Origin of the sequence: Paenibacillus sp. A3 (assembly GCF_001399685.1) — a bacterium.
Lineage (GTDB): Bacteria > Bacillota > Bacilli > Paenibacillales > NBRC-103111 > Paenibacillus_G.
Genome location: NZ_JTHN01000262.1, coordinates 1 through 15641 on the forward strand (window position 1 = coordinate 1; position 15641 = coordinate 15641).

Annotated in this window: 14 protein-coding genes and 1 pseudogene; 4 read left to right on the plus strand and 11 right to left on the minus strand. The window is 49.7% G+C overall.

Features of this window, described 5'->3' with window-relative positions; all coding sequences use genetic code 11:
• On the minus strand, positions 1–762 hold a 762-nt coding region (locus QJ48_RS32095), incomplete at its 3' end, for a sigma 54-interacting transcriptional regulator (RefSeq protein ID WP_157261824.1).
• A 277-nt stretch (positions 763–1039) separates the two neighbouring features.
• On the opposite strand from QJ48_RS32095, the gene QJ48_RS32100 reads away from it, so the two are divergent.
• Positions 1040–1441 carry a hypothetical protein gene (locus QJ48_RS32100; protein WP_054977395.1) on the plus strand — a complete coding sequence of 134 codons (402 nt, stop codon included), beginning with the start codon at positions 1040–1042 and terminating at the stop codon, positions 1439–1441.
• 112 nt (positions 1442–1553) lie between these two features.
• Here QJ48_RS32100 and QJ48_RS32105 read toward each other — a convergent pair whose 3' ends face one another.
• The 3 genes from QJ48_RS32105 to QJ48_RS32115 are packed head-to-tail and all read right to left on the minus strand — an operon-like array spanning position 1554 to position 3145.
• A complete protein-coding gene (locus QJ48_RS32105) occupies positions 1554–1847 on the minus strand; it encodes a DUF5316 domain-containing protein (RefSeq protein ID WP_054977396.1) in 294 nt (97 codons plus the stop codon).
• Positions 1848–1900: 53 nt separating this feature from the next.
• Positions 1901–2563, minus strand: coding sequence for a DUF2625 family protein (locus tag QJ48_RS32110; protein ID WP_054977397.1), 663 nt, complete (start codon positions 2561–2563; stop codon positions 1901–1903).
• Positions 2564–3145 carry a hypothetical protein gene (locus QJ48_RS32115; RefSeq protein ID WP_054977398.1) on the minus strand — a complete coding sequence of 194 codons (582 nt, stop codon included), beginning with the start codon at positions 3143–3145 and terminating at the stop codon, positions 2564–2566. It abuts the gene before it with no gap.
• Positions 3146–3316: 171 nt separating this feature from the next.
• On the opposite strand from QJ48_RS32115, the gene QJ48_RS32120 reads away from it, so the two are divergent.
• Both QJ48_RS32120 and QJ48_RS32130 read left to right on the plus strand, forming a co-directional pair.
• A complete protein-coding gene (locus QJ48_RS32120) occupies positions 3317–8962 on the plus strand; it encodes an OmpL47-type beta-barrel domain-containing protein (RefSeq protein ID WP_237763127.1) in 5646 nt (1881 codons plus the stop codon).
• Between the two features lie 633 nt (positions 8963–9595).
• Complete coding sequence (locus tag QJ48_RS32130) at positions 9596–9946, plus strand: DoxX family protein (RefSeq protein WP_054977401.1); 351 nt, start codon at positions 9596–9598, stop codon at positions 9944–9946.
• 102 nt (positions 9947–10048) lie between these two features.
• Here QJ48_RS32130 and QJ48_RS32135 read toward each other — a convergent pair whose 3' ends face one another.
• The 7 genes and pseudogenes from QJ48_RS32135 to QJ48_RS32165 all read right to left on the minus strand — a co-directional run bounded on the left by QJ48_RS32135 (position 10049) and on the right by QJ48_RS32165 (position 15038).
• Positions 10049–10570, minus strand: a complete 522-nt coding sequence (locus tag QJ48_RS32135; RefSeq protein WP_054977402.1) for a hypothetical protein — start codon at positions 10568–10570, stop codon at positions 10049–10051.
• A gap of 96 nt (positions 10571–10666) precedes the next feature.
• On the minus strand, positions 10667–11011 hold the full coding sequence (locus QJ48_RS32140; protein WP_054977403.1) for a hypothetical protein: 345 nt from the start codon (positions 11009–11011) through the stop codon (positions 10667–10669).
• A 55-nt stretch (positions 11012–11066) separates the two neighbouring features.
• Complete coding sequence (locus tag QJ48_RS32145; RefSeq protein WP_054977404.1) at positions 11067–11636, minus strand: hypothetical protein; 570 nt, start codon at positions 11634–11636, stop codon at positions 11067–11069.
• Positions 11637–11796: 160 nt separating this feature from the next.
• Positions 11797–12306, minus strand: a complete 510-nt coding sequence (locus QJ48_RS32150) for a hypothetical protein (protein WP_054977405.1) — start codon at positions 12304–12306, stop codon at positions 11797–11799.
• Between the two features lie 365 nt (positions 12307–12671).
• Positions 12672–13876 (minus strand): annotated as a pseudogene (locus QJ48_RS32155) (IS110 family transposase).
• A 119-nt stretch (positions 13877–13995) separates the two neighbouring features.
• Positions 13996–14775 (minus strand): recombinase family protein, encoded by a 780-nt coding sequence (locus QJ48_RS32160; protein ID WP_054977406.1) that lies wholly within the window; start codon positions 14773–14775, stop codon positions 13996–13998.
• On the minus strand, positions 14772–15038 hold the full coding sequence (locus QJ48_RS32165; RefSeq protein ID WP_054977407.1) for a hypothetical protein: 267 nt from the start codon (positions 15036–15038) through the stop codon (positions 14772–14774). The genes QJ48_RS32160 and QJ48_RS32165 overlap by 4 nt, the downstream gene beginning before the upstream one ends.
• A gap of 162 nt (positions 15039–15200) precedes the next feature.
• On the opposite strand from QJ48_RS32165, the gene QJ48_RS32170 reads away from it, so the two are divergent.
• The gene (locus QJ48_RS32170) at positions 15201–15407 is read left to right on the plus strand and encodes a helix-turn-helix transcriptional regulator (RefSeq protein ID WP_054977408.1); all 207 of its coding nucleotides are present in this window, start codon (positions 15201–15203) and stop codon (positions 15405–15407) included.
• Positions 15408–15641 lie beyond the last annotated feature (234 nt).

A 15641-nucleotide genomic window follows, 5' to 3' on the forward strand; every position in this document is an offset into this window, starting at 1 on the left:
CAGAAACAGCGTGCCGCCGCTGGCCTGCTCGAACAAGCCCGCACGGTCCACCGCTCCGGTGAACGCGCCTCGGGTTGTACCGAACATGATGCCCTCCATCAGGTCGCCGGGCACGGCGGCGCAGTTCTGTGCGATAAACGGATGATTGCGGCGGACGCTCGCATTGTGCATGCTCTGGGCAAACAATTCCTTGCCCGTGCCCGTAGCTCCGCAGATGAAGACGGGGGAGCTGGTGCGGGACGCTTTTTTGGCTGTAGAAACCGCTTCCAGAAACGACGGGCTCTCTCCGATTAAGTCGCTGAAATGATAGCGTGCCGCGCCCGTCTTTTTGCCGTCCTTCTGCTTGGCTTGGTACAGCTGGTGGCGAAGGTCCAGAATCTGGTCGTGAAGCTGAACGATGCTGGTGATGTCCTTGGCGACCTCCAAGGCTCCCGTGAGCTGTTCGTTATCGAAGAGCGGATACGTGCGGTTGATGGTCGTAATGCGTTTGCCCGTGACGTTGACGTAAGTCTGTATTTTTTCGGGCACCTCTTGTCCGGTCTGCAGCACCTTGGCCAGCGTGCTCGTTTCGTGGGTTAAGGAAGGGTAGACGTGAAAAATATTTTTATGCAGCACCTGCTTCCGCGCAAGGCCGTCGATCTCCGCCATTTTGTCGTTATAAAAGACGGTCGTGCCTTCCCGGTTCACCAGATGGACGCCCACGTCGACCATATTTAATATTTTCTCGAAATATTGGGACCCGAATTCGTTCGGATCGGACATCAGGATCACCGCCTCAAGAAAAATCTCTCACCTAAAACCATATGGCATGTCGAATAAGAAAAGAACACCGGCCTCCTCGCGCGAATAAGGTACGGAACTATTCTACTTGATAAACACAATTTAGGCAAAAATTTGAAATGTTAAAAGAGTCGTCGGAGCATGGAATTTTGCACCCTACGAAAACCTGGCGAAAAAAATTTTGCGCCGCCGAGAACCAAACGGAGATCGCCAACACTCTAATGGGGTGTATTGAATATACGGGAGAGGAAAATGTACAATGAAACCTTATAAAATCCTGATCGCAACAACGGTTGCGGCGGCCGGCTTGTTTATGGCTTCGATTCCGGCGGTGCAGGTGCCGCAGAAGGCTTTTGCAGCAGAGAAGATGATCGGAAAGCCGCTGACGGATTTCGATCCGAAGACGGTGGAAGGGGGGAAGGGCGCTATCGGGAAGGCGACCGTTCGGAAGCTCGAAAAGCTGGACGAGAAGACGGTGCTGCATTACGAGGTAACCGGGCCGCTTACCGGTAATCAGGCGGGGGCCGTAGGCCTTGTCCAGAGCGGAAAGGCATTGGAGCGCAAAAGCTTGAAGTTCGTCGGCAAGAACAGAGAGGCCTATTCGTACGTACAAGAGTTCTCGCCGCTGGATCAAGAGCAGCCCGTTCGTCTGACGACCTAAACGATGCCGCAAATCGAATTTTATAAGGAACTGGAAATGCGGATCTCGATTCGCTGATGAGTTTAAAGCCGTGCGGTCCTTGGTTGAAGGACATGCACGGCTTTTTTTCGATTTACAGCGAGCTGAAATATACGACGGCGGCCAGAAGCAGGTTGGGTAATCCGATCATAAAACAATACGTTGCCCACTTCCCTCTAGCTGCTCTATCCTTGGCGGTACTGATCCAATAGTTGGCCCGCGCCCGATCACCGCTTACGTTGGAACCGGTAAGAATAGCTGCCGCTCCCGTAAAAATCAGCCCGAATATCCCGGCATACGTATAAACTATGACAGGGTCTTGCAAAAAGATAGCGATCAGTGCGACAACGAGCAAGCAACTCAGCCCAAGGATGAAGGAGTTTCTCACAAGGATCACGCTCCATTTTCGATGGAATCTTATCCAATCCAATTAGCACTTTCTCATTCGAGTTTACTATCGTTTACAAAAATTTTCCATAGTTCCTCGATTGGCACGATGGATCTGCCGCGATCGGTAACAGGGTCGCCGTCCGCCCATAAGAACGGATAAATCAACACTCCCTGATTTCCTTCGATTTGCCGCGTCTCTTCCATCCAGCCTTCCCAACGAAAGGTTTCGTAAAATTTTTGCACATCGCCAAAGCAAGCCCAATATAAAAAATCCGAAAAACCCATATCCAGGCTTTCCCATTCCAAGGTATCGGGAGCGAAATAAAAAACGTCTCCCGGTTTGCCCTCGAAAGCTCCGCCGTTCAGCGCAAAAAAGCCGCCTACTACATCGTCGGCAATCAAGAAGGAGGAAGGGAATCTCGTACTTTTTCCATCGACGCCGATTTCATTCCACGTGATCAAATTCCTCGGCAGCCGACGACTGCCGGAACCCAAGATGCGCAGCCAACCGTTCTCGATGAGGATGCCGCCCGTATAATACGCAACTGTACCCAATACGGATCTGGTCGTCACTTGCAGTTGATGCAGCGCCTCTGCGGCTTCGTGCGGATTCGCGGGTAAAATCTCGACGGTGTTGGCCGCTTTGGCAACCCAGTCCTGCACTTCTAGCCACGTCGATTCCGATTCGTCAATAAGTTCATCCAACGATTTCATTTACAGCACCTCATTTGATGTAGAGATCGAATTAACTTCGACGAAAGCAAAATCCCGGCATTCGCATTCGACGGTGGCCTTCCGTAATGTTTTCATCGCCGTGATCGTGAGAGGACGGCCGTAATTCAGCTCGCCGTTAACAAGGATCATCTCGCCGGTTGTAGCTGTTTTGCGAAGCCATCCGCAGCCTCGGACAAGATGGTTTTGAACGAACGACACCGTAATCCAGTAGCCGTCCAAGGAATCCGGCCAATGAAGCGGCTTGATCCCATCTGCCTGCAGCTGATGAATACGCCAAGTTCCATGGATGGGCACAAACACCTCTCCGTCCTGTGCGCTGGCAGCCGCTTCGTCCAAGGTCGCGGGTGTCACGTCCGAAAGATAAAACGCATCTCTGGCCTCAGGCCCCGGAGTCAGGTGACCGCTGCTGCTGATTAGTTTTATGATCAGACCGCTCTTGGTTCCGACGCAATCGCCAGCGGACAACCGCTCTTTGCTTAAAGGAATGACGGTGGCGGCCGTTATTTTGTTGCCACGGAGCTTCAACGGACGCGGGGAATGTTCAAGTAACATAAAGGTCATGGCGAATATGCCCCCTTCATCCAAAAATTATACATCAACACGATCTCGATAAAAAATTTAACGATTCGGAGTTAACCAAAGTTAATATCGTTTGGCTGCTCCATTTGGTACTCTAGTTATAACTATTTGGACCAAAAGGAACAAGGAACTTTCGAAGGAGTGAATTCGAGTTTGATCCATATCACATTACGGAGACTGTTCTGGAGCGCAGTCTTTTTGGTGAGCGTGCTTGCAGGGGGAAATCAGCTTGCGCATGCGGCAGTCATGATGGAGCCATTGCCGGATTCGTCGAACATGCCGGAAAATATTTCGGGCGTTACGTCCAGCGCGGTGCAGTCCGGCAACCGTATCTTGGTAACCGGGGGACAAAAGGCAAATTCGTCTACTTTTGCGCGGTATTCCTATACATTCAACCCGACGGATCGGTCCTGGACTTCGCTTGCGCCGCCCTTGCAGCTTTCTTATCACAAGCAAAGCATGATGAAGGACGGAAGAGTGCTCGTCACAGGCGGGTCGAAGTTTGTCCCAGGGACAGGATACGTTTACAATAACGTGACTAAAATTTACAGCCCCTACTCCAATACCTGGTCTGATGGCGCGTCATTGCCGGTAGGGAGTATATTCGGAAACACCCAAAGCACCTTGCTGGACGGCCGGGTGCTTATCGTAGGCGGAGCGAACGAGATTTGGTCGGGAGTCGACCGCAGCACGATGTATAATCAGGCCTATGTATACGATCCGGGTATGAACCGTTGGGAGGAAGCGGCTCCTTATCCTTATCCCATTTACGATGCTGCACAGAGCACGCTAAAGGATGGGCGCGTTCTCGTTACCGGCGGGCAGAGCCATTACGTCTACCGCTTCGATGCTTATTTGTACGATCCATCGAATAATACGTGGACCAAGGCGGGGAATCTGCCGTTTGAAGGCGACACGTTTTTCCGCCATGCCCAGGTGACGCTGCCGAACGGCAAAGTGCTGGTGATGGGAAAAAAGTATTTCTATATATACGATCCGGCGACGAACCAATGGACGAAGGACACGGCTACGATCCGACAGCTGACCAATGCCCAACTGTCGGTATTCGGGAATGATGTGTACGCTATGGGCGGATATGACGAGAATTGGGAAACCAATGTGAACGTATATAAGCTCACGTTTGATTTTACGCCGCCTACGGCCCCGGCGATTAGCGGCCCGGGCCCCGAGTGGAGCACACAAGACGTAACGGCGGTGATCACGCCGGGCACGGATGCCGACTCCGAGGTCGCCCGTACGGAGTACAGCTTGTCCGGGGCGACGACACTCGACTGGACGCCTTACAACGATGGGGACAAGATAACCATTACGAATGACGGACAAACCACGATTAGCGCAAGAACGATAGACCTCGCAGGCAATGTAAGCCCAATCGCGACGGCCGTCGTCAAAATCGATCGTACGGCGCCGACGCCGCCGGCGGTCAAGCTTTCGACAGCGTCATGGACGGCCTCCGATGTCACGGTAACGATTACGTCCGGAACCGATAACGGCGGGTCCGGCGTGAATCGTACGGAGTTCAGCTTATCTGGCGCGACGACGCTGGCTTGGACGACGTATACCGGTCTGGTAACGATCACGGCCGAGGGCCAAACGACGGTAAGTGCGCGAACGATCGACAACGCAGGGAACATCAGCAGCGTCGGAACTGCCGTGGTGTCCATTGACAAGACGGCGCCGACGGCTCCGGCGGTTATTCCGGCGACCTCGCAATGGACCTCTGCGGCAAACGTCGCTGTGACGATCACAGGGGGAACGGACAGCGGCGGCTCGGGCGTGAACCGTACGGAGTACCGCTTGACGGGAGCGACGACGTTGGGGTGGACGACATACACCGGGCCATTGTCGATCACGGCCGAGGGCCAAACGACGGTAAGTACGAGAACGGTAGACAATGCGGGGAATACGAGCGTTATCGCCTCGACCGTCGTGAAAATCGACCGGACAGCTCCGACGGCACCGACCCTTAGCGCATCCGCAGGTTCTTGGACTGACTCGGATGTCACGGTGACGATCACGGGAGGAACGGATAGCGGCGGCTCGGGCGTGAACCGAACGGAATACAGCATGACGGGAGCGACAACGCTCGCATGGACGACGAACACAGGTCCGGTGGCGATTACGGCTGAAGGCCAGACGACGGTAAGTGCGAGGACGATAGACCATGCGGGGAATATAAGCGCTATAGCCTCGGCCATCGTAAAAATCGATCGGACTGCCCCGACGGCGCCTACCCTTGGCGCATCCGCAGGTTCATGGACCGGATCGAATGTCACGGTAACGATCGCAGGAGGAACGGATAGCGGCGGCTCGGGCGTGAACCGAACGGAATACAGCTTGTCAGGAGCGACGATGCTCGCATGGACGGCTTATACGGGCCCGGTGACGATTACCGCCGAGGGGCAAACGACGGTAAGTGCGAGGACGATAGACCATGCGGGGAATACCAGCGTCATTGCCTCGACCGTCGTTCGCATCGACCGGACACCTCCGGCGGTTCCTATCATCACGGCGCCAGTGGCGGGAGCGGTTATTCCGAACAACAAGCCGACGGTGACCGGCACGGCTGAAGCGAATGCGACCGTGAACGTCACGTTGGACGGTGGGGCGAGCTTGACCGTGACCGCGGACGGAAGCGGCCGATGGTCATATACTCCGGCCGCCGCGCTGGCGGATGGCATTCACAAAGTCAAGGCGGTTGCGAAGGACGCCGCAGGCAACGAAAGTCCGGCTTCCGTGGAAATATCGTTTACCATCGATACGCAGCCTCCGGCACCGCCGGTGATCGGTAAACCGGTCAACGGCGCTTGGATCAATAGCCCTAGGCCGATCATTACCGGTCAGGCGGAAGCGGGCGCGACCGTAGCGCTGTATTTGGACGCGGCTCAGGCCGGCACGACGACCGCAGACGGCAGCGGCACGTGGACGTACCCGTGGCCTACGGATTTGGCTGACGGTGCGCACAGCCTGCAAGCTACCGCAGCGGATGCGGCGGGGAATGTCAGCCAGGCGTCCGCCGTGGTCTCTTTCACCGTAGATACGCAAGCTCCAGCCGCCCCGGTTATCCTTACACCAGCCGACGGGGCCATCACAGGCAGCAACCGGCCGGTGATCTCCGGGACCGCCGAAGCGGGGGCAGTTCTTATTATTGATTTGGATGGAACCGAGACGGCAGCAGGGACGGCAAATGCCGGAGGCAGTTGGTCTTATTCGCTTCCGGACGTTCTGGCGGATGGCGGGCATGCGGTCAAAGTACGGGCAAAGGATGCGGCGGGAAATATGAGCCCCGCGTCTGCCACCGTGCGTTTTACGGTAGATACCGAAGCGCCCGCGGCTCCGGTTATCCTAGCTCCGGCCGATGGTACGGCGACGAAACAAAGCAAGCCGGTTATTCGAGGGACCGCTGAAGCCAATGCCACTGTCCATGTGGCGGTGAACGGAAGCCCGGCAGGCACCGTGATGGCGGATGCGGGAGGCAGTTGGACCTTTATTCCGCCTGTTGTATTCGTCGATGGCGTCTATACGGTTAGGGCGACGGCAGCGGATGCCGCTGGCAATATGAGCCCGCTATCCGCGGAGATCAGGTTCAGGGTAGATACGTTGGCCCCTCCGGCGCCTGTCGTGACAAACCCGGCTAACGGCGAAGTGACGAACCGGTCGAAGCCGGCTATCGCGGGCACGGCGGAAGCCAGTGTCACGGTGAGCGTGTACGTGAACGAAGTGCCACTGGCGGAAATGGCTGCAGACGAGAGCGGAAGGTGGAGCTATACGCTGACGGATAGCCTGGCTGTAGGTACGCATGCCGTGAAGGCGCAGGCGACGGATGCGGCGGGCAATTCGGGACCATTTTCCGCGAGCCACACGTTCACGGTCGTATCGGACAATGCAGTGCTGCACACCTTGCAGCTCAGCGATGTGACGCTGAATGAAACGGTCACCGGGACGACTTACCGGTACACGGCCCAAGTTCCGTATTCGGTGACGGCGACTACGGTGACTGCCGTTCCTGCTGACGGGAACGCTTCGGTTCTGGTGCTGCAAGATGGGGAAGCCGTCTCGGGGCCGCTTCGGCTCCGTGTCGGAGCTCAGACGATCACGATTCAGGTGACGGCGCAGGACGGAACGACGGTTCAGCTCTACAACGTGCTGGTGACGAGATTGCCCTCCAGCGAAGTGCAATTGAGCGAGCTGACGTTGAGTCACGCGGCTCTGGCTCCGGAATTCCAAGGAGGGACGACGCGCTATACGGCGACCGTCACGAATGACGTCTACGCGCTGACGGTGCGGGCAAAGGCGGTGAGCAGCGAGGCCTCGATTCGCATTAACGGGCAATCTTTTGCAAGTGGAGAGGCGGTACTGCCTGTGGAGCTTCAGGTGGGTGCCAACCCGATAACGGTCGCGGTGACCGCGCAAGACGGAGTCACGACGCAGTCGTACATGGTGATGGTACACCGGAAGCCGAGCTCCAATGTCCTCTTGAACGGGCTCTTGTTATCTGAGGGAACTTTGAGCCCGGCGTTCGATAGCGGCATTGTTCGGTATGAAGCGGCTGTCGAGCATGGGGTGACGAGCATGACGGTGACGGCATCGGTCTATGACCGGAATGCGCTGCTGACCGTTAACGGCAGAGAAGTAGCGAGCCATCAGCCGTCTCAGCCGGTCGAGCTTCAGGTTGGCGTCAACCGCCTCACGATTATGGTAACTGCGCAGGACCGTGTCAGCACGCAGGCGTACACGGTGGAGGTCACCCGCAAGCCAAGCACGAACGCCGGCTTAACCGGTCTAAGACTGACCGGAGCGGCGCTGTCCCCGGCATTTGACAGCGAAATCACCGCGTACGAAGCGAGCGTAGGCCATTCGATCGACAGCACAGCGGTGACGGCGTCGGTCTATGACCCGAACGCCCGGCTCTCGATCAACGGCAAGGTGACGCTTAGCGGGGAAGCATCTGCGCCGATTGCCTTGCAGGTTGGGGCAACAACGATTCGGATTACGGTAACGGCGCCGGACGGGCAAACTGTGCGGAGCTATACAGTACGCGTTTATCGGGAGGCTGCCCCGGAGCAGCCGTCGGACTCTTCCTCCGGGGGAAATGCGGGAGGAGGGGGCCCGGCTCCTGCCGAGGAGCCTAAAGTGCCGCAAAAGCCGGAAGTGCCCGACCAACAGCCCGCTGTACCTGATAAGCCTGCCGGTTCTTCGGCGGCTTGCGTCCCGGTAGCGAAGGTCCGGTTTACTGATATGTCCGGACATTGGGCGGAGTCATTTGTCTCGGAGGCTTCCGGCTGCGGCATCGTCGATGGGTTCGACGACGGAACGTTCCGGCCGAACGATCCGGTCACCCGGGTCCAGTTCATTGCGATGCTGGCCCGGACCAAAGGATTCGACAAGTCGGGGCCGACTGCGCCTCCGGCGGCAGCCTTCGCGGATCAGGAAGCCATCCCGTCTTGGGCCGCCGAAGCCGTGTCGATTGCCGCACAGCGCGGGATCGTTGATGGATATGAGGACGGAACCTTCCGCCCGGACGCGCAAGTGACGCGGGCCGAGATGATCGCAATGGCGGCTCGCGCCTCTAACTTGCAAGCGGGGTCCGAAGCGGAGCTCTCGATGTTTACGGATGCGGCGGATATTCCCGTCTGGGCTAAGGGCTATGTTGCCGCCGCCCGGCAGCACGGGTTCGTTCAAGGGCGGGAGAACGGACGCTTTGCGCCGCAGGAGCATACGACACGAGCGGAAGCGGCCGTGCTGCTGCTGCGGTGGGCTCGATCGGCGGATCAATAAACAGAAAGTAAAGAACGCAAACCAGGCAGGGTTGGAATCACCGGGTTTGCGTTTTTTTTTTTTTGCCGGTTAGAGAGGTTCGTCGTTCAAATAGCTGGCATCTCGTAAAGAGGTCGTCAGCCACTGCTTCAATTGCCGTTGGTGCGGTGTTATTTCGTTGCCTGGCGTGTCCTGCTCGAAAGTTGCATTTTGGTCAGCCCATATTTTCGCAAATATGATGCGTCTCGCTTCATAAAACGGGCATTTGCCGTTGATCTGAATACCGTGTTCGGTCGGATACACTTCGGAAAAGTTACTTCCACCACTTTATTAATCGGCGAATCTGAAAATAATACTTGAAAGTAACGTTATTTTTGAGTAATATTTATAATTGATATTGGTTGTGCGTATTTTTTTTGTTTCACGAAACGAAAGTGAGCACGATTGTTACACGAGCTGGGTTGACTCAACCCACCGTACACCTAATGTAGAAGCACAGACGTTCCCAAGCGGGTATTGATAGCGGTAGAGTACTTTAATCCGCATCGGGCTTTTCCTGGCACCGGAGAAGATCTAATCAGGAGAGAACTTGTTATACGGCATGCTTGCAAATGAAGGTGCCTATGCACAACATTTTCAAAGGAGTGAAGTCAAATCATAGCTAATGTCTTGCAAGTGATTCTGGCCGTTTTTATTTTTACAGGGGGCATTATAAAACTGTTACGTGTTCCGTTTCAGGTTGAGCATTGGCAGCACTACCAATACCCATTGTGGTTCATGTCAGTAACCGGATTTCTTGAACTGATTGGAGGTATCATGCTAATTGCTGGTATCCGTAACCGACGTTTGGCTATTGGGGCAGGCGCATTATTGGTAATTCTCTTGTTAGGAGCGATTCATGCCCATATTTTTCGGGCAAATCAACCGGTTGCAACCACCATTCCCGCATTGGTCTGTTTGATTTTGTCGATCATGGTCATTATCCGGAACCTGAAGAAAGTATAATTGGCACGATACAAGGACAGCTGCGAAAGCTATCCTTGTGTCTTAACGATTCTTTTTCATAACAAATAAGAGAACTTCGAGGCGACATACCGATCTATATAACTATAAATCATACTTATCTATTTTTTTCAGGCTCTTAAAATCGGATTCTTGGTTTACTTTGGAAGCATAAATCAAAGGGCTTTCCAGGATTGACAGTTCAAAGACTTCAGCCTCTCTGCATGTAATAAAGTGCCCTAAATCTCTTATCAGTTCTCTCTTATCGAATTTGCTAAAATCTACACTCGGGACTGAAACGATTATAAACTGATTTAGCCTTCTATTCATTGAAATAAAAGTATTAAAATCAAATGCCGCTTGAGTAAACCCCTCAGGTAATGAGTAGATAGATACGGTTTCAATACTCTCCCCGTTCTCTAATGCCTTTCTTAACTTTGTTTCTGTTCGTTTCGTTGTAGTTAACTTTCCTGATTTAAAGCTATCTCCGATCATACCCAAATGGGTCGAAGGATATCCTAACCCTTCATTTAGTTTCAATGAATATTGATACCAGTCCCATATGTTCTTTTCTCGAGCTTCGATGGGACCATACAGAACAATAGATGTCATCAATTTGTCTCGCAAAAGATCGCCTCTTCTGTAAAAGTTGTAAAATTCAGTTCACCCGTTCGAACAGATTTGAGAAATCTTTATCAGGTATTACGGTACCCCCATTTCTCTTTATTCGTTGTCTTCTTCTCCTAAAATGTCATCCATTCTTTCTCTATCTTCTGCAATTTGTCGTGACATTTCAAAGCTATTCATAAAGTGTTCAAGCGGTAACTCTTCTTTGTAATCTTCGTCTTGTTCAAAAAGTTTGAAGTTCGCTTTATGTTGAATTAAATCTTCGACTAAATCTTTCATTTTTTCCATCTCATTATTATTCACATAATCAACTTCCATAAGAGGACTGATATTACTAATACGAGTTTTAATCTCGGATAGGCCTAAACCTGTATGTTTCTTGATAGTCATTAACAGATTACCAGCGCTTCCAGATAGAAGTGTTATAGCGATTCTCGTCATAGACAACTCTTCCTTCTAAAATTTTTATATAAAACGCACTTAAGAAAGAGAGTTTTTATATTAATTCCATTTTTCCTTTACGATTTCTAGCCAGATTTAAAACTTCAATACCAAAATTCAAGCCGTAGTCATCAGCATCATAAATACTCTCATACATTCGTCCAATATATTCAAAATCAGGACTCATATAATCTTCTGGAATAGCACCACCTATTTTGGATGAATAATACCTATCCTCTTCCTCATCACTATAAATTCCAAGACCAATCTCTAATACATCTGGTTCTAGCCCTTCTTCATAGTATACGATACGCTCTTTTAATCGATTAATAGGAGTGCCTTCATTATTACTATTCAATTCTGCACCAATTGGTACTTCTATAATGATTGGAATATCTTCTTCATTAATATCTTGATATATCTGCCAACATAAAACCCCTTCAATATTGGGAAACTTCTCCTTATCGCAATAGATTTGCATTACAAATCCATATTGTTCATCTTCTAAATGAATAGGGAATTTTTCTGGTTTATGAGCTGGTACTCCTCCAATTTTATCGAGGTAAATATTTTTTTTATCTCCTGGAACACGTTCCCTCGTTTTCATATAAAATACCCGTTTCATTTTTGCCTCCTATAGGCCTATTATCAACATGAGGTTACTAAAGCATTATCAGCGTTACCCGTCCCTATGTTGTAAAACCAATCTACTAAAAAGTAACGGCGGTTGCTAAGACTACTAGCGATACCACCTATTAGCTTGCCTGTTTTCTGCTTGTTCTCTGTTAGAAGTTTTCTTGTTTCCAGTCAGTCTCACATTTTTTTTCGTAAGTTATAAAACCTTCAGTCGAATATCTTTTTTCAAGCATCCTACTAGCTTCGTATTTACTACAATCCTTTTCCATATAAATTTCATCTTGTAAAAATAATATAAATATAGAACTAGAGGCATCGTTATTCGCCAAATAGAAACCCAATAATTCGTTGTATTGAGTGCTAAAAAACAAACCTATATACTCTATTTTGAGTTCAATATTTTCCTTGCATTCAATTAATCCTTCATAACTAGCAAATAAATTAAAATCATCCAAATCGTAAATTCTATTCACTGAGATTAACGGATTCATGCCTTTTATATACAAGCCTATAACATCACCATTATCTTTCTCAAGGAAAAGGACATGGTCTAATCTCTCATTATCATCCTCATCATGTAAATAAATAATATTTGAAATTTCTTTTTGCTCGAAAAAATAATCAAACTTTTTTGTAAAAGATATTATATAGTTATTCATAGTCGTCCTCACTCTCTAATTAAATCTAATTCGGATTTTAACTTACTTGATAAACGATCTCCTTTTTTATTTAAGAAAGTCAATAGTTTGTTTGTAATTCGATTAACTAAAACAACTGCATCACCCTGAACAAAAGCGTCTACAGAGTCGATTGTATTCCACTCAAAAGGTTTCGAATTGCGAGATTTTTTGAGTCATTTACAATTGATAAAAGGAACTCTTTCATCCCTTATCTTGAGCATGTTTTTTAATTTTTTTTGGAATTTGGACTAAAATTCGGACCACCTTTACCCGTCCCCTAAGTTGTAATCTTAAACTGGGGAATAAAGAAGGTGGCAATCGTATTACCAATCACCACCATTCTATCATCCTGCTTGTCGCTCTGTTAGGGGAGTAGCCGCCCTGTATTCCGTTTTGTTCTTCATCATGCTGTAGATGATGTTTACAAGCCTTCTCATCACGCATATGAGGGCTTGTTTCTTTGTCTTGCCTTCTGCTAGCTTCCTTTGGTAGAACTCGTGCATGAGGGGATTTCGCTGTTTCTTGTTGCTTCCTTTGGCTACTTGGATTTGTTGGACTGCTAGGTTGTGAAAGATGCTGTTCAGCACTCGATTTCCTTGTCCGCTTGCTTGGTCTTTGCCCTTGCCGCCCGAACTAAAGCGAACAGGAGCAATTCCTGCAAAACGGGCTAATTTATCCGCTTTTGAGAAGCGGTTACGACATCAATGCCATCCATCGACTCTAATTTGTAATCTAGTTGAGGCATGACCTGTCGAAGTTGAGCTTCTGTTTCTTTAATCAGTTCTCTGCTTCGTTTCATGTCCTGTACCATGTTCACAATGAGGAAGTCTCTGGATTCTTGGTAGTTTCGCTTTGTCTCCCCATCCTTCTTTACCAATTCCAGAATTCCTTCTGCTTTACGGGTAGAACAGGTGTTATGGCTAGCTTTGCGAAGATAGGTTGCCAGTTCCTCTTCCCCCCCCGTCTCCAAGTGATGTGGTGCAGGGTATTCTTCCCAAAAGGCAAGGGCGGCTTTCCCGTCAATGTCACAAAAGAACTTTTTATAGGACGGAAAGTGGTAGCTTAGTTGTTGGTGCAATTGATTTTTCAATGAACTGGCATGTTTGACCAATGCGTTACGTCTTGCCACCAGTTGCCCGATTGTCCAGTAAATATCCTGTGGATTTGCGTCTGGCAGTTCATCCAGTCTGGAGAGCAACACTTTGGCGATACAATACGCATCCCAACTGTCGCTCTTTTGTGTGGTGGCATAGCTCTTACGCTCATTGTAGGAAAGGGCAGAGTTGACTTCCTTGACGATTTGTTTTTTCTCGACAAGATGAACGGCGAGTGCTCTACCGTTGCCGCCCGTATCTTCCAATCCATAGACAGGAGTCATTCCTTTTTTGCAATGCTTCTTTACCCACTTCAACAAATCATCGAAACTGATTGGCTTGTTTTCAATTTGGATTTCATCCAGTTTTGTATTCCAACAGTCGATAATGACGGCTGTATGGTGGGCTTTATGTAAATCTAGTCCGACATATATATGCTTTTGCTTGTAGTGCATAAAAGGAATCACCCCTGTATACAAATTCTTTGATGATTAGGAATAGAATGGGGGCAACCTCAGTTCGAGCGTACTCTTTCGAGCCGCAATGGGACGCAAGCCTCTCCATTCAGTTCCTGTTACAGAATGGCTTCATGCAAGCTAACTGCTTGTATATCTCCATAGCAATATGTACCGCTATAAAAATCACGTTTGTCTAAGATTCGTTTAACTTGTACTTTTGTAAACAATCTGCCTTGCCCAGTTGTATAGCCTTCTTGGTTCAAGGTTTCAGCTATTTGGGTTAATGACCAAGCAGGATGCTGTTCCTTGATTTCAAATACTCTACGAACGGTCTCGGCGTGTCTCTCGTCTACTTGGATACACTTCTGCCCTTTCTTGGCTTTGTATCCGAATGTAGCTCTACCACCTGCATAGCCGCCCTGTTGGGCTTTCTTGCTCCTTCCTCGACTTAACTTCATAGCGATGTCAAGACGTTGGTAAGCGTCTAGCAACTCCATCAAGCCGTTAATCAGGAAGTCATTCGGGTCTTTCTTGTAAATGCTGTAGGTGGGCTGTTCAATGCTCCGAACGTCCACCCCGTATTTTTTAAATTCTCTGTGAACGAGAACCTTCACAATGTCAGACCGCCATAAACGGCTTGTATGGAGGACGACAACTGCATCAATGGTTTTACTGGCTAGGGCGGTTAGCATGCTCTGGAAGCCTATCCTGTCCACCTCAAGAGCATCCTCGTTGACCTTTGCTCCACTGATTCCTTCGTCCACATATATGTTCATCAAGTTCCATCCTTGCTCCTGACAATAGGAGCGGATTTCATCCTGCTGATACCCTAGACTGTAACCGTCCTTTGCTTGTCCGCTAGTCGAGACTCTTACGTAACCGATGACGTTCTTCATGTTGTCGCTCCCTCAGTAAACTGCATCTCACTCGTAATTAACGCCTGTTCTAACTTGAGATGACAACATTCCGTACGTAAATCCATCTCAATACGATTAACGGCTAATACAATATCCTCTATGGCTGTACGCTGACAACGAAACCCTTCCCGAATGGTAAAGTCCAAGATAGCAGATTGATAAGTGATACAGGTTTTCAATTTCTCATGAACAACAGCTTCTCTCATCTGCAACTGTTCCAGTCTGTGGATTAAGTGATTCATGCCATCTCCCCCTCCGTAACAGTAATTGAGATTATCGTAACGCCTAATAGATACAAATGAATTATATATCTACTAAGCGATACAATCAATCACTTTTATTAGACCCACCCAATCCGTATACGTATAATAAAGAGAGGTTGATGTTTGGAAAGAAGGTTAGCTATGCCTATTATCGTGAAACTCAAGGAAATACTGGCTGAAAGAAACATGTCCCAACGCGAACTAGCCAGACTTACGGGATTAAGACCAAATACAATCAGTCATCTATGCTCAAATGAAGTCGATAGAGTCCATCTCAGCACGTTTGAAGTCATATGTAAGACGCTCGACATCGAACTTCATGACCTTATCGTTATGGAAGATGAGTAACACATTGCCGCACCCCTTATTGCCGACTATAGGCTCGTAGAACCACGTTATCGGCAGACACACCCCCTTCTTCTACCAGCACTTCGTAGAAACGCTTGTAAAACCTTATGTGTTCAGAGCCACCCGACAGGGTAGGGCGGAGAAGTGCGGCGGCGGAACTCTTTCTTTGATTCTTGAGTAAAGTATCCTTAAAAGAGTTATCCGCCGCTTTTACCAATCCCCTTCAAGAATCAA

Excerpts from the sequence above, each read along its gene's own strand:
- QJ48_RS32160 (WP_054977406.1), bottom strand. The coding sequence starts at position 14,775 with ATGAAGAACGTCATCGGTTACGTAAGAGTCTCGACTAGCGGACAAGCA.
- QJ48_RS32140 (WP_054977403.1), bottom strand. The coding sequence starts at position 11,011 with ATGACGAGAATCGCTATAACACTTCTATCTGGAAGCGCTGGTAATCTG.
- QJ48_RS32100 (WP_054977395.1), top strand. The coding sequence starts at position 1,040 with ATGAAACCTTATAAAATCCTGATCGCAACAACGGTTGCGGCGGCCGGC.
- QJ48_RS32110 (WP_054977397.1), bottom strand. The coding sequence starts at position 2,563 with ATGAAATCGTTGGATGAACTTATTGACGAATCGGAATCGACGTGGCTA.
- QJ48_RS32170 (WP_054977408.1), top strand. The coding sequence starts at position 15,201 with ATGCCTATTATCGTGAAACTCAAGGAAATACTGGCTGAAAGAAACATG.
- QJ48_RS32145 (WP_054977404.1), bottom strand. The coding sequence starts at position 11,636 with ATGAAACGGGTATTTTATATGAAAACGAGGGAACGTGTTCCAGGAGAT.
- QJ48_RS32115 (WP_054977398.1), bottom strand. The coding sequence starts at position 3,145 with ATGACCTTTATGTTACTTGAACATTCCCCGCGTCCGTTGAAGCTCCGT.
- QJ48_RS32165 (WP_054977407.1), bottom strand. The coding sequence starts at position 15,038 with ATGAATCACTTAATCCACAGACTGGAACAGTTGCAGATGAGAGAAGCT.
- QJ48_RS32150 (WP_054977405.1), bottom strand. The coding sequence starts at position 12,306 with ATGAATAACTATATAATATCTTTTACAAAAAAGTTTGATTATTTTTTC.